Raw genomic sequence first — 14,087 nt, 5'->3', positions numbered from 1 at the left:
CGCCGGCGCGGATCAGCGCCGGACTGCCGCGCAGGTACGCCTGCACGTCGCGCAGGCGCGACGGATCGCCCCATTCGGGTTGCTGCAGCGCTTCGCAGCGCCGTACGCGTTGCAATAGATCGTCCATGGTGGGTCCCCCTTCGGCAGGAGATATCGTTTCGATCAAGTGGGAATGCCTTCGCGTTTTATTTCCGGGACCGGAATGCTCAAGGCGCGCAATTGTTGGAAGACGTTCATGAATTCGCGGTTGCGCTTGATCTTGCCGTCTTCAAGTTCGAAGGAATGCAGGAAGTGGTTCTCGTAGTAGCCTTCGGGATATCCGGGGAAAAGAATCTTGCCGTGACCGTCGCATTCGACCCAGAAATGATTGGGGTCGTCGGTTCCGAATATATTTATGTTGTACCACTCCCAATCGGGAAAGCGCTTCAATGACCAGACGGCATGTTCCGCAAGTTTGTCTTTGCCACGAATGACGATGGGCGAGCCGGTATCGGTGGTCCATAAACCGCCACAGCCGTCCTCGACGAAAAGTTCATGGCGGCGCAGGCGATCCTGGCCTTTGGTATTCATGTACTTCTCGACGGTGGCGCGATTCTTTTCGCGAAGTTCGTTGGCATCGGTGAAACCGATTGGATTTGTCGTATCAGGCATCGTCAATGCTCCTTGGCGGTAGATGTCATTCAAGTGGGAATACCGTCACGTTTTATTTGCGGAACGGCTATTCCCAATGCACGCAGTTTCTGTATCGGGTTCATGAACTCGCGATTACGTTTTATCCGGCCGTTCTCGAGTTCGAAGGAATGGATGTAGTGGTTCTCGCAATAGCCCTGCGGATACCCCGGGACCAGCGCCTTGCCGCGCCCGTCGCACTCGACCCAGAAGTGGTTCGGATCCTCGGTCTCGAAGATCCGCACGTTGTGCCACTCCCAGTCGGGGAAGCAGCGCTCGAGCCACTCGGCGAGCCGCCTGAGGCTCTCATGGCCCCGGAAAACCAGGGGTTCGCCGCTTTCCGTGGTCCAGTTGCCGGCGCAGCCGTCCTCGACGAACAGGCTGTGCCGCTGTAACCGTTCTGCCCCCTTCATTGCCATGTAGCGCTCCACCGTGGCGCGATTCAGGCGCCGCAGACGCTCGATGTCGAGGGGTGTTTCCCTGTACCGCTGACCGTTCATGCGCCGCCTCCGAGAGGGCTCTCCAGGTATGCCGGAGAAACTTTTCCCTCGCGGCATCGGTTATTCGCTGGCGCGCAGGAGTTCGTCGCTCGGTAAGGGAGCGATATTCGCTGGGCGCATTGTTTATACGTAGGGTGAAATTTCGCGTTACATATGTTCGCCTGTCGTTTCCAATTTTCGAAAGGCAATAGGAGTTTCATCCCGGGTTTCTTTTGGAAACCTGTCGGTAATGGATTCGCAATGCTTTCGTTAAGGTGCGACAGACGAGGTCGCGAAGACTTTCAGCGTCATTCCGTGAAGTGTTTCAAATAGCCAGCATCCCTGGTCGCTGATGTGGATTGCATAAAACACAGAACGCTCGTACCGGCTCAACTACAAGATCTGGTAGGTGCCAGACAGGGTATGCGGGATTGCTAAGCTGATGCTTCCTGCAATGCCGGAGGTTGTAGCCAAGTTGTAATTTTATTCTTTCGGTACGCAGGAAAAGGCTCTGGAACAGGCAGTTGGAAAGTTCCAGGGTTGTTTCCGCAACGAGATCCAGGGAGCGCTGATCCGGGGGATGAGCGCATTTTTTCTCAAAGTTCCGAATGAACCGGGGTGTTCTGCGGTATTTCTCGCCGAGCGGGCAAGAAGTGCGAAATAGAGCGCTTGGGTACTTCTCGGGTTACGGAAATGTGTAACGAGAGAGAATAAAAGATGAATAATTCGAATCTTGCTGCTGCGCGTAATTTGATACAAGTTGTTACCGGGGAATGGAAGTCCCGTTGCGTCTACGTCGCTACGCGCCTCGGGCTGGCCGATCTGATCGAGAGCGGGATCGACAGCGACGAGACGCTGGCCGCCGCGGTCGGTTCCGATGCCGAGCGCATCCATCGACTGATGCGCCTGCTGGTGGCCTTCGAGATCTTCCAGGGCGATACCCGCGACGGCTACGCCAATACCCCCACCAGCCACCTGCTGAGGGATGTCGAGGGCTCCTTCCGCGACATGGTGCTGTTCTACGGCGAGGAGTTCCACGCCGCCTGGACGCCCGCCTGCGAGGCGCTGCTCAGCGGTACCCCAGGCTTCGAGCTGGCGTTCGGCGAAGACTTCTACAGCTACCTGAAGCGCTGCCCGGATGCCGGCCGGCGCTTCCTGCTGGCGATGAAGGCGAGCAACCTGGCCTTCCACGAGATCCCCAGGCTCCTGGATTTCCGCGGGCGTAGCTTCGTCGACGTCGGTGGCGGTTCCGGCGAATTGACCAAGGCCATCCTGCAGGCCGAGCCCAGCGCCCGGGGCGTGATGCTCGACCGCGAGGGTTCCCTCGGCGTGGCCCGCGACAACCTCTCCAGCCTGTTGGCAGGGGAGCGCGTCAGCCTGGTGGGCGGCGACATGCTGCAAGAGGTGCCGTCCAACGGCGATATCTACCTGCTGTCGCGGATCATCGGCGATCTGGACGAAGCCGCCAGCCTGCGGTTGCTCGGCAATTGCCGCGAGGCGATGGCCGGCGACGGCCGGGTGGTGGTGATCGAGCGGACCATCTCGGCCAGCGAGCCGTCGCCGATGTCGGTGCTCTGGGACGTGCACCTGTTCATGGCCTGCGCTGGCCGTCACCGCACCACCGAGGAGGTGGTCGACCTGCTCGGGCGCGGCGGCTTCGCGGTGGAGCGGATCGTCGACCTGCCGATGGAAACCCGCATGATCGTCGCTGCCAGGGCCTGAATCGGAACTTTCAACGGTTGGCCCCGGCGGTTTCGCCGGCGGCCAGTTGGCCGGCGCCCGGCGCCAGGTCGCCGCTGCCCCAGCCGAGCGCCTTGTAGAGCGCGATGACGTTGACGAACGAGGCGGTCTCCGCCTGCGCCAGTTCCTCGCGGATTTGGTACAGCGCGCGCTGGTTCTCCAGCACCGCTAGGTAGCTGCCGGCGCCGGCGCGGTAGCGTTCGTTGGCGATCTCCAGGGCGTTCGCGCCATGGGTCGCGGACTGGAACAGGGCGACCAGCCGACGCTGGTGTTCGGCCAGTTGGTTGAGCGCGTTGCCGACGTCCTCCTGGGCCAGCAGCAGAGAGCGCTGGTAGCGCGCCAGCGCGGCGTCGGACTGCGCCTCGACGGCGCGCAGGCGGGCCCGCACGTTGCCCAGGCGGAACGCCGGCCAACTGACGCTGGGCGCCAGTTCGAAGGCGCGCGAGGCGCTGCCGAGGTCGCCGCTGCGCAGGGCGAAGAAACCGATGAAGCCGCCCAGGTCGAGGCGCGGATAGAGTTCGGCGGTGGCCGCGCCGACGTCTTCGGTGCTCGCTGCCAGTTGCCGCTCGGCGCTGACTACGTCGGGGCGCTGGAGGATCAGGCGGTCGACGTCGCCCAGCGGCAGGTTCTTCGCCAATGGCGCGGCGGCGCCGCCGTCGAGGATCGGCGCGCCGCTGCCGGGTGCCTCGCCGCGCAGCACGTCGAGGCGATAGCGGGCGCTCTCCAGCGCGGTCGTCAGTGGCGGAATCGCCGCTTCGCTGCGCAGCAGGTTGGCCTGGGCGTTCTCCACGTCCTCCGGCAGGCCGCTGCCCAGTTGCAGGCTGCTGCGGGTCAGCTCCAGGGTGTCGCGCCAACTGCGCACCTGGGCGCGCGCCACGTCCAGCCGGCGCTGGTAGCCCTGGATCTCGAAGTAGGCGCGGGCGGTGTCGGCGGCGATGCTCAGGCGTACCAGCCGGAGGTCGGCGTCGGCCGCTTCGGCGCGGGCCAGGGCGGCGTCGGAAAGTCGGCCGAGGCGGCCGAACAGGTCGATTTCCCACTGCGCGTCGAAGCCGGCGCGGTAGCTCTCCGCCAGGCGCCGGCGCGGCTCGCCGTCGTAGTCCAGCTGTTGTTCGATGCTGCGGTTGTAGCCGGCCTGGCTGGTGACCTGCGGCAACTGGTCGAGCCAGCGGTCGTCGAACAGCGCGCGGGCGCTGCGCAGGTTGGCGCGGGCCTCGCGGATGTCGTGGTTGCGCGCCAGCGCCTGGTCGACCAGGCGCACCAGTTGCGGATCGTCGAAGAAACTCCACCAGGGCGCTTCCCGCCGCTCGCCGGAGAACTCGCCGAGGTGCTCGCTGGCGACGCGTGGCGGCGGCGACTGCGGACGCTGGTAGTCGGGGCCGACGCTGCAGGCGGCCAGGCCGGTGCCGACCGCCAGGGCCAGCGCCAGGCGCGAAAGGTTCGGGTAGGAGCGCTTCATGCCTTGTTCACCAGCAGATCGGCCTCGGCCAGTTGCCGGCTGCGCGGGCTCTTGTCGACTTCCGCGTGGTTGCGCGCCAGCAGGGTATAGACGGTGGGCAGCACGAACAGGGTGAAGAGGGTGCCGACCAGCATCCCGGAGACGATCACCACGCCCAGGCCGAAGCGGCTGGCGGCGCCGGCGCCGCTGGCGAAGAGCAGCGGCACCAGGCCGAAGACCATTGCCGCGGTGGTCATCAGCACCGGCCGCAGGCGGATCTGCGCGGCGCGCAGGATCGCCGCGCGGCGGTCGAGGCGCTCGTGGAGTTGCAGTTCGTTGGCGAACTCGACCATGAGGATGCCGTGCTTGCTGATCAGGCCGATCAGGGTGACCAGGCCGATCTGCGTATAGATGTTCATCGTCGCGTAGCCCAGCGCCAGCGGCAGCAGCGCGCCGCAGATCGACAGCGGCACGGTGATCAGGATGATCAGCGGGTCGGCCAGGCTCTCGTACTGCGCGGCGAGCACCAGGTAGATCACCACCAGGGCGGCGAGGAAGGCGAACACCAGGGTGTTGCCTTCCTGGGTGTATTGCCGCGAGTCGGATTGCCAGTCGTGGCTGAAGCCGGCCGGCAGGCCGCGCGCCACGTCGTCGAGGAAGGCCACCGCCTGGCCCATGGAGACGCCGGGCGCGGGGATCGCCTGGAGGGTCGCGGCGTTCTGCTGGTCGAACTGGATCAGCTTGTTCGGTTCGACCTGAAGCTCCACCCGGACCACCGTCGACAGCGGCACCAGGTTGCCGTCCTGGGTGCGCACGAACTGTCGTGCCAGCGCTTGCGGAGTGAAACGCTGGTCGCGCAGGCTCTGTGGGATCACGTCGTAGGAGCGGCCCTCCATGCCGAAGCGGTTGACGTAGTTCTCGCCCACCAGCACCGCCAGCGACTCGCCGATGTCCTGCATGCGGATGCCCAGGCTGTTGGCCTTGGCGCGGTCGATGCGGACCTGGACCACCGGGTTGTTGTAGTCGAGGTCGCTGTCGACCACCACGAACAGCCCGCTCTGTCGGGCCTTCTGCTTGATCTCTTCCATGGTCCGGTAGAGCACCGGGTAGTCCTGCGGGCTGCGCAGCACCATCTGCACCGGCAGGCCGCCGGTGGAGCCGGGCAGGGCGGCCAACTGGAAGGCGAAGATGCTGCTGCCCTCGACATCGCCGACCTTGCCTTGCAGCTCGGACTGGATCGCCGAGGCGTCGCGCTCGCGTTTTTCCCAGGCCGCCAGGTTGATCCCGCCGAAGCTCGCCGCCGGTCCGTCGGTGCCGTTGATGATCCAGGTGCTCACGGTTTCCGGGATGCTGGTGTAGACCTGGTCGAGCTTGCGCGCGAACAGTTCGACATAGTCGAGGTTGGCGTGCTGCGGCGCCTTGATCGCGGTGAGCACCGCGGCCTGGTCCTCGGTCGGCGCCAGTTCGCGCTTGGGCATCGAATACAGCAGCGGCAGGCTGATGCACACCAGCAATGCCAGGCCGCCGGTCAGCCAGCGGTGGCCCAGGGAGAACTCCAGGACCTGCCCGTAGCGCCGCGTCAGGCCGCCGAAGAACCACTCGGCGGCGCGGCCCATGCGCCCCTCGTTCTGGTGCGCCTGGAGCAGCAGCGAACTCATCACCGGCGACAGGGTCAGCGCCACCACCCCGGACACGATCACCGCGCCCGCCAGGGTCAGGGCGAACTCGCGGAACAGCGCGCCGGTGAGGCCGCCCATTAGGCCGATGGGGGTGTACACGGCGGCCAGGGTGATGGTCATGGCGATCACCGGGCCGGCCACTTCGCGGGCGCCGATCAGCGCCGCCGCCACCGGCGACTTGCCTTCCTCGATGTGGCGGTGGACGTTCTCCACCACCACGATGGCGTCGTCCACCACCAGCCCGATGGCCAGCACCATCGCCAGCAGGGTCAGCAGGTTGACGCTGAAGCCGAAGGCCAGCATCAGCGCGGCGGCGCCGAGCATCGACAGGGGAATGGTCGCCACCGGGATCAGCACGCTGCGCAGCGAGCCGAGGCAGAGGTAGATCACCAGCACCACGATCAGCAGCGCTTCCACCAGGGTCCGCACCACCTCGTCGATGGAGGCCTGGATGAAGCGCGAAGTCTCGTAGGCGAGGTCGACGCGGACATCCGGCGGCAGGGTCTTCTGGATCTCCGGCAGCAGCTTGCGGATGCCGTCGACGATCACCAGCGGGTTGCCGGTGGGCGTCGGGAACAACCCCAGGTGCACCGCCGGGTCGCCGTCCATCAGTGCGCTGGTCTCGGTGGCCGCGGCGCCCAGTTCGACGGTACCGACGTCGCGCAGGCGCACCAGGCCGTTGCCATCGTTGCGGATGACCATCTCGCGGAAGTCGTCGACGTTGGTCAGGTCGGTGTTGACCCGCACATTGGACAGCACGTACTGCCCCTTCACCATCCCCGGCGCCGCCTGGTAGTTGTTGCGGCGGATCGCCTCGGCCACGTCGGAGGCGGTCAGGCCGCGCCCGGCGAGGCGGTCGGCGTCGAGCCAGAGGCGCATGGCCAGGCGCTGGCCGCCAAAGGTCTGGACCTTGGCCACGCCGTCGATGGAAGAGAACATCGGCTCGACCACCCGCGACAGGTAGTCGGTCAACGCCGGGATCGGCAGGGTCTTGCTGGAAAAGCCGACGTAGGCTACCGCGGTGGTCTCGCCGGAAGAGCGTTCGATCACCGAGTCGTAGGCACGCTCGGGCAGCTTGTAGCGCACCGAGTTGACCTTGGCCATGGTCTCGGTCATCGCCTGGGTCGAATCGCGGTTGAGCAGCATGCGGATGGTCACCACGCTACGCCCCTGCACCGAGGTCGAGGAAAGGTAGTCGATGCCCTCCACCGACGACACCGCCTGGGCGATCGGCTGGGTGACGAAGCCTTGCATGAGATCGGCGGAGGCGCCGGGGTACTCGGTGGTGACGGTGATGGTCGAGCTTTCCAGCAGCGGGTACTGGCGGATCGGCAGCTTGCCCAGGGAGAACAGGCCGAGCAGCAGGATCAGCGTGCTGACCACCAGCGCCAGCACCGGCCGGCGGACGAACAGGTCGGTAAAGGTCATCGCGGGGTTCCTTCAGCGGCCTGCGACCGGCACGGGGGGCGCGGCGCTGCTCAGGGTGTCTTCCTTGACCGGTTCCACGGCCATCCCGTCGCTCAGGTTGATCTGTCCGGAAGTCACTACCCGGTCGCCCTCGGCGAGGCCCTGGAGGATTTCCACGCGACCGTCCCAGCGCTCGCCGATCCGCACCGAGACGCGCTTGGCGCTGAGCGGCCGGTCGCCGTCCTGGTGGGCGACGAACACGGTGTCGCCGTAGGCGGTATAGGTGACCGCGGTTTCCGGCACGCTCAGCGACGGCGCGTCGGCTTTGCGCGAGACCCGGATGCTGGCGAACATGCCGGCGGCGAGCAGGCCTTCGGGGTTGTCCAGCAAGGCCTGGACCTGCACCGTGCGCGACTTGCCGATCAGCGGGTCGATGGCGCTGATGCGCGCCGGGAAGCTGCGCCCCGGATAGGCGTCGACCAGGACCTCGAGGGGCTGGCCGAGCTTCAGCTCGGGACTGGTGCTTTCGTCCAGGGAGAAATTGCTTTTCAGGGTCCGCGCATCCACCAGGCTGGCCACCGGCTCGGCGACGCCGAGGTACTGGCCGAGGTGCACGCGGCGGATGCCGAGCTGGCCGGAGAAGGGCGCGCGGATCGCCTTCTGGTCGATCAGCGCCTGGGTCTGGCGCACCGCGCCGAGCGCCATGTCGCGGGCGGCGACGGCGTTGTCCAGCTGTTCCTGCGAGGCGACGTTGCGCTCTACTAGCTTGCGCGCACGGGCATGGAGGATCTCGGCATTGCGCAACTGCGCCTTGAGACGGATCAGCTCGGCCTGTTCCACCGCGTCGTTGAGTTGCACCAGCAACTGCCCTTGCTGCACCTGCTGGCCCGATTCGAAGGCGATGCGGGTGATCCGTCCTGCCGCTTCGGCGGCCACCTGGACCTGGCGACCGGCCTCCAGCTCGCCGACGCCATCGAAGACGCGCGGCACCACCCGCCGCTCCACCGAGGCGAGGGCGACCTTCACCGGCGGGTAGCCGGCGAAACCGCCGGCGTCTTTCTTCGCCGAGCCGGTGGCGTAGACGGCGATGCCGATAACCGCCGCGCAGATGAGCGCGGCACTGGCGATCAGGACGGGTTTCTGCATGATCGCCTCAGGCCTTCTGGTAGGTGGCGGCCACGGAGACGTCCTGGCGCAGCCGCTGGCGTTGCGCGCTGGCGATGGCCGTGGCGATCAGGCCGCCGATCACCGCGATGTGCTCGAGGGCGAAGAACATCGCCAGCTTGGCTTCGACGCCGGTCTTGCTCCAGAAGGTGTGGACGATGAGGATGGTCAGCAGCAGGAACACCGCCAGCGCCCCGGCGCCGAGCCATAGCTTGCGGTCCAGCAGGACCAGTGCGGAGCCGGCCAGCAGGGTCACGGCGGTGGCGATGTTGAACAGCCAGGCCGGCTCCAGGCCGGCGGCGCGCATTTCCTCCAGGCTGGCCTGATAGTCGAACAGCTTCGCCAGTCCCGAGGCGACGAACATCAGGGCCAGGCAGATCCGGGCGGTCAGCCAGAGCCAGTTGCTTTCGAGCGAGTTATCGATGAAGCGCTGCATGGGTCGTTCCTTGTGCTGGTCGCCATCCGGCGCCGCGAAGCGGCCGTGGAGGCGGTTCGTGGTCCTGGGGAAACGGGGCGGTATGACCGCAGCGGGGACTATAAAACCTCAAGTTAAGTTGAGGTCAAGGGCGTCTGTGATTAGCGCTATAGGCCTTGCTGGGCGTGGGTTTAAGGTGGATTCGTTGGTGTCGCGGGACGGTGGGATGAGGGGCTGACGATTGGTCGCGGGGACTATTGGGGGAGGGGCTGGGTGTAGCTTGCGGGCAACCCGTCGCGACGGTTCCCCCTGGAGCGAGACGCCTTCGCGGCATCACTGTCGCTCGACCCGCTGCGCGACGATTCGACCTCCTGCCGGGGCTAGTTAGCTACCCCATCGTCTGGAGGGCAAGCATGGCAAACCTCTACGTGGCGGATCCTGGTTCCGTAGGGCGAATAACCGCTTGCGGTTATCCGCCGGTTCTCCGGGACAGCGGCGGATAACGCCCCTGGCGTTATTCGCCCTGCAGGACTTGCCGTATGTGGGCGGAAGCTCCATGCCTGTGGGCCTTGGAGCCAGGGCGGGCTTCGGGTCTGGCTCCGTAGTGCGGATGACCGCTTAGCGCCGATCCGCCGGCCCAGCGGCGTATCGGCGGATGGCCGAGCGCAAGGTCACGGCACCGCCACGAAGCGCAGATCGCTCGGCGACCCCACCTCGACGCTTTGCAGCGTCTTGCCCACCTGGCCGCTCTGCGGATCGCGGGCGAACACCCGCAACTGGTCGCTGTTCTGGTTGGCCACGAGGACGAAGCGCCCGCCGGGCGAGAAGGCGAATTCGCGCGGCTCGGTGCCTTCCACCGAGCGCCGTTCGACGAAACGCAACTGGCCGCTGGCCGGGTCGACGGCGAAGGTCACCAGTTGGTTGTCGTCGCCGCGATTGAGCACGCCGAGGAAGCGGCCGTCGGCGGACAGGTGCAGGGCGCCGGCGCCGACTTTGCCCTGGAAGCCGGCAGGCGCCAGGTCGTGGGTCTGCAACTGACGCAGGCGGCCATTGCCCTCATGGGCGAACACCATCACCTGGCCGCTCAGTTCCAGGGTCAGGTAGGCGAAACGCCCGTCGGCGCTGAAGATCAGATGGCGCGGGCCGCTGCCGGGCGGGGTCGGGACGAATGCCGGATCGGCCGCCTGCAGCGGACGTTCGGCCTGTTCCGGGGCGTAGCGGTAGACGAATACCTTGTCGGCGCCGAGGTCGGGGGCGAACAGGTACTGGCCGTCGGGCGAGGACACCACCGAGTGCACATGACCGGAAACCTGGCGCGGATGCACCTTGCTGGCCTGGTGCGACTCCACCTGCACCACCGGCGCCAGCGAGCCGTCCGCGCGCACCGGCAGTACCGCCACCGAGCCTTCCGGCTGTACCGAGTAGTTGGCGACGAACAGGTAGCGACCGTCATGGCTGAGGCTGCTGTAGGTCGGATGATCGCCGAGGGTCTGGACCTGGCTGATCTGTTGCAGGCGGCCGCTGATCGGATCGAAACGGTAGGACGTGGCGCGACCGACGGTATCGCCCTTGCCGCCCCGTCCGTTCTCGTTGACCACGAACAGAGTGCGTTGGTCCGGGGCGAAGGTCAGGTACGAGGGGTTGCTGGTATGGGCCACGCGCAGCGGGCCTTTCACCGAGCCGTCGGCGCCGTCGAAGCGGTAGACCTGGATGCCTTCGCTGGAGCCTTCGGTATAGGTCCCCACCAGCAGGTTGTAGAGGCTGGCGGCCTGGGCCTGGGGCGCCACGCCGGTGAGCGGCGCGAGGGCCAGCAGGCAGAGGGTGGGCAGTCTTCTCATGGGCAACTCCTTGGCTCGCTATTGTTCTGATGGCTCGGGGTTGGACCGGAGCCAGGCCGTTGGGTTCGCCCCTGGCCGCTCAGTCGCCGGCCTGGCCCAGCACGCCGCGCCAGCGTTCGAAGGCAGCGGTCGCGTAGCCTTCGCGCCAGACCAGCCAGGTGTCTACTTCGGCAAGGGGCAGGCTGCGCAGCGGCGGCGTGCCGAGCAGTTGCAGCACCGAGCGCGGCAGCACGCCGACACAGGCGCCGGCGGCGACGCAGGCGAGGATCGCATGGTAGGAGCCGACTTCCTGCACCGTCAGCGGCGTGCCCAGGCTGTCCTCGGCCAGTTGCCGGTAGGTGCAGCCACGGGCGAAGCCGGCCAGGGTGCGCAGGCGCACCTCGGCGACGTCGTGGACCGGCGGGTGTTCGGCCGGCAGGATCATCAGCAGTTCCTCGCGGAACAGCGGCTCGCCGCGCAGGCCGCTGCCATCGAGTTCGCCGGCCCAGCCCGGGCCGGCGGCCACCAGCGCGCAGTCCAGGCGCCGCGCCCGCACCCCATCGAACAACGCGCGACTGGTGCCGGTGGAGACTTCCAGGGCGACCCGCGGACAGGCCTTGTGATAGCTCGCCAGCAGCGCCGGCAGGCGGCTGGCCGCGGTGCTTTCCATGCTGCCCAGGCGCAGGCGCCCGCCGGGCTCGGCGGGATGCATCGACTGACGCGCCTCGTCGGCGAGAGCCAGCAACTGCTCGGCGTAGGCGAGGAATTCGCTGCCGCGTTCGGTCAGGCTCATGCGCTTGCCGTCGCGCAGGAACAGTTCGACGCCCAGGTCCTCCTCGAGCTGGCGGATCCGCGTGGTGACGTTCGACTGCGCTCGCTGCAACTGCTGAGCGGCGCGGGTGACGCTGGCTTCGTGGGCGACCGCGCGGAAGATTTCGAGGGAGGAAAGGTCCATCGATCTATCTCTTTATGAGAATGAATTGTTAAAAATATTCTTTTATGAAGATATATTGGTCAAGCGTCGGCCGACGCGGTGTCGTCCGACCGGGAGAGGGAATCGCCATGACTGACCGCTTCACGCGCCTGCTCGGTATCCAGCAGCCGATCATCCAGGCACCCATGCTCGGCGTCTCCACGCCGGCGCTGGCCGCCGCCGTATCCAACGCCGGCGGGCTCGGTTCGATCGCCATCACCGGTAGCGCCGCCGAGAAGGGCCGGGCGCTGATCCGCGAGGTGCGCGGGCTGACCGACAAGCCGTTCAACGTCAATCTGTTCTGCCACCGCCCGGGGCAGGCCGACCCGGCCCGCGAGCGCGCCTGGCTGGACTACCTGAAGCCGCTGTTCGCCGAGTTCGGCGCCGAGCCGCCGGCGCGCCTGAACAACATCTACCTGAGCTTCCTCGAAGACCCGACCCTGCTGCCGATGCTGCTGGAAGAGCGGCCGGCGGCGGTCAGCTTCCATTTCGGCGCGCCGCCCCGCGACCAGGTTCGCGCGTTGCAGGCGGCGGGCATCCGCGTACTGGTCAGTGCCACCACGCCGGAGGAAGCGGCTCTGGTGGAGGCCGCCGGCGCCGATGCGGTGGTCGCCCAGGGCATCGAGGCTGGTGGCCATCGCGGGGTGTTCGAGCCGGAGCGCGGCGACGCCGCCATCGGCACCCTGGCGCTGGTCCGCCTGCTGGCGGCGCGCGGTTCGCTACCGGTGGTGGCTGCCGGCGGGATCATGGACGGACGGGGCATCCGCGCCGCCCTGGAGCTGGGCGCGAGCGCCGTGCAGATGGGCACCGCCTTCGTCCTCTGTCCGGAGTCCTCGGCCAACGCCGCCTACCGCGAGGCGCTGAAGGGGCCGCGCGCGGCGCGCACCGCGCTGACCGTGACCATGTCCGGGCGCAGCGCCCGCGGCCTGCCCAACCGGATGTTCTTCGATGCCGCCGCGCCTGGAGTGCCGCCCTTGCCGGACTATCCGTTCGTCTACGACGCGACCAAAGCGTTGCAGACCGCCGCTCTGGCTCGCGGCAACCATGATTTCGCCGCCCAGTGGGCCGGCCAGGGCGCGGCGCTGGCGCGGGAGCTGCCGGCCGCCGAACTGCTGCGCACGCTGGTCGAGGAACTGCGCGGCTGAGGGAGGCCGTTCGCTGCGCGCGACGATGACTGTCTCTGTTCAGTTACCCCTGTGTTGTGCTTTTCTGCCTCCAGCACTGGAACGACAGGTGGAACATGGGACAGGACAAGTTGAAGGTCGCCGTTCTCTTCGGCGGCAGCAGTGAGGAACGGGACGTCTCCATCGCCAGCGGCGCGCAGGTGATCCAGGCGTTGCGCAGCGCCGGCCACCAGGTGCTGGCGGTGGATACCGCCAGCGGCCTGCTCGGCGCGGAGGAAGAGCGCCGCCTGCTGGCGAGCAAGGTCAAGGAGGTCCCGCCGGACTCCGACTCGCTGGCGATCATCCGCAGCGGCAAGCAGAGCCTGCTGAGCGCCGGCGAACTGGCTGGGGTCGACGTGTTCTTCCTCGCCCTGCACGGCGGCACCGGCGAGGACGGCACCCTGCAGGCGTTGCTGGATGCCGGTGGTTTCGCCTATACCGGCAGCGGCCACCTGGCCAGCGCCATGGCGATGGACAAGGACGTGGCCAAGCGCCTGTTCCTCGCCGCCGGGGTGGAGACCGCCAGTTGGCTGATGGCGCCGGCCTCGGAAGAGGCGGTGCGCGAGCAACTGGGCTTCCCCCTGGTGGTCAAGCCGAACAGCCAGGGCTCCACCGTGGGGCTGTCCATCGTGCATTCCCAGGCCGAATTGCAGCCGGCCATCGAGCTGGCCGGGCGCTATGGCGACGAGGTGATGCTGGAGCGCTTCGTCGCCGGCCGCGAGGTCACCGTCGGGGTGCTCGACGACCAGGCGCTGCCGGTGGGCGAGATTCTCCTCGGCGGCCAGGAGGTCTTCGACTACGAGCACAAGTACCAGGCCGGCGCGGTGCGCGAGGTGTTTCCCGCCGACCTGCCGCCGGCGATCGCCGCCGAGGCCCAGCGTCTGGCGCTGAAGGTACACCGGGCGCTGAAGCTGAGCGGCTACAGCCGCACCGACTTCCGCCTCGACGAACAGGGCCGGCTCTGGTGCCTGGAGGTCAATACCCTGCCGGGCATGACCGCCACCAGCCTGCTGCCGCAGGCCGCGGCGGCGGCCGGGATCGGTTTCGCCGAACTCTGCGAGCGGATCTGCCGGCTCGGAATCGAGCGCTGCAAGGGCGCGCGCAAGGCGCGTTCCTGATTCCCGCGGCCCGCCACCGGGGCGGGCC

The 14,087-nt window shown here is 67.3% G+C and carries 11 protein-coding genes and 1 pseudogene; 3 read left to right on the top strand and 9 right to left on the bottom strand.

Annotation, left to right across the window (positions count from 1 at the left end; all coding sequences use genetic code 11):
- The 3 genes and pseudogenes from LJF27_RS26540 to phzA form a co-directional block, all read right to left on the bottom strand.
- Window positions 1-127: pseudogene (locus LJF27_RS26540) on the bottom strand (phospho-2-dehydro-3-deoxyheptonate aldolase); the annotation flags it as partial.
- A 35-nt stretch (window positions 128-162) separates the two neighbouring features.
- Window positions 163-651: a phenazine biosynthesis protein PhzB gene (gene phzB / locus LJF27_RS26535; RefSeq protein ID WP_023117189.1), complete on the bottom strand. Its 489-nt coding sequence runs from the start codon at window positions 649-651 to the stop codon at window positions 163-165.
- 29 nt (window positions 652-680) lie between these two features.
- The gene (gene phzA / locus LJF27_RS26530) at window positions 681-1,169 is read right to left on the bottom strand and encodes a phenazine biosynthesis protein PhzA (protein WP_003114729.1); all 489 of its coding nucleotides are present in this window, start codon (window positions 1,167-1,169) and stop codon (window positions 681-683) included.
- 696 nt (window positions 1,170-1,865) lie between these two features.
- Between phzA and phzM the strand changes: the two genes are divergently transcribed.
- On the top strand, window positions 1,866-2,870 hold the full coding sequence (phzM, locus tag LJF27_RS26525) for a phenazine-1-carboxylate N-methyltransferase PhzM (protein ID WP_003093617.1): 1,005 nt from the start codon (window positions 1,866-1,868) through the stop codon (window positions 2,868-2,870).
- Between the two features lie 10 nt (window positions 2,871-2,880).
- Here phzM and opmD read toward each other — a convergent pair whose 3' ends face one another.
- From opmD to nmoR, 6 genes are all read right to left on the bottom strand, one after another.
- Window positions 2,881-4,344: a multidrug efflux transporter outer membrane subunit OpmD gene (opmD, locus tag LJF27_RS26520; RefSeq protein WP_010793463.1), complete on the bottom strand. Its 1,464-nt coding sequence runs from the start codon at window positions 4,342-4,344 to the stop codon at window positions 2,881-2,883.
- The gene (gene mexI, locus LJF27_RS26515; RefSeq protein ID WP_003093610.1) at window positions 4,341-7,430 is read right to left on the bottom strand and encodes a multidrug efflux RND transporter permease MexI; all 3,090 of its coding nucleotides are present in this window, start codon (window positions 7,428-7,430) and stop codon (window positions 4,341-4,343) included. Before mexI ends, opmD begins: the two co-directional genes overlap by 4 nt.
- A 12-nt stretch (window positions 7,431-7,442) precedes the next feature.
- Window positions 7,443-8,555 (bottom strand): multidrug efflux RND transporter periplasmic adaptor MexH, encoded by a 1,113-nt coding sequence (gene mexH, locus LJF27_RS26510; RefSeq protein WP_003104731.1) that lies wholly within the window; start codon window positions 8,553-8,555, stop codon window positions 7,443-7,445.
- Between the two features lie 7 nt (window positions 8,556-8,562).
- Complete coding sequence (mexG, locus tag LJF27_RS26505; RefSeq protein WP_003093607.1) at window positions 8,563-9,009, bottom strand: multidrug efflux RND transporter inhibitory subunit MexG; 447 nt, start codon at window positions 9,007-9,009, stop codon at window positions 8,563-8,565.
- Window positions 9,010-9,659: 650 nt separating this feature from the next.
- Complete coding sequence (gene ppgL / locus LJF27_RS26500; protein ID WP_003093604.1) at window positions 9,660-10,826, bottom strand: gluconolactonase PpgL; 1,167 nt, start codon at window positions 10,824-10,826, stop codon at window positions 9,660-9,662.
- A 79-nt stretch (window positions 10,827-10,905) separates the two neighbouring features.
- Window positions 10,906-11,760, bottom strand: a complete 855-nt coding sequence (nmoR, locus tag LJF27_RS26495; RefSeq protein ID WP_003104733.1) for a LysR family transcriptional regulator NmoR — start codon at window positions 11,758-11,760, stop codon at window positions 10,906-10,908.
- Window positions 11,761-11,867: 107 nt separating this feature from the next.
- Here nmoR and nmoA point away from each other — a divergent pair, with 107 nt between their 5' ends.
- A complete protein-coding gene (gene nmoA, locus LJF27_RS26490; protein ID WP_003111998.1) occupies window positions 11,868-12,923 on the top strand; it encodes a nitronate monooxygenase in 1,056 nt (351 codons plus the stop codon).
- Between the two features lie 95 nt (window positions 12,924-13,018).
- Window positions 13,019-14,059 (top strand): D-alanine--D-alanine ligase, encoded by a 1,041-nt coding sequence (locus LJF27_RS26485; RefSeq protein WP_003093601.1) that lies wholly within the window; start codon window positions 13,019-13,021, stop codon window positions 14,057-14,059.
- Window positions 14,060-14,087 lie beyond the last annotated feature (28 nt).

The organism is Pseudomonas sp. 203-8 (assembly GCF_020708595.1).
GTDB classification, from domain to species: domain Bacteria; phylum Pseudomonadota; class Gammaproteobacteria; order Pseudomonadales; family Pseudomonadaceae; genus Pseudomonas; species Pseudomonas aeruginosa.
This window is presented reverse-complemented; position numbering and strand designations above follow the sequence as displayed.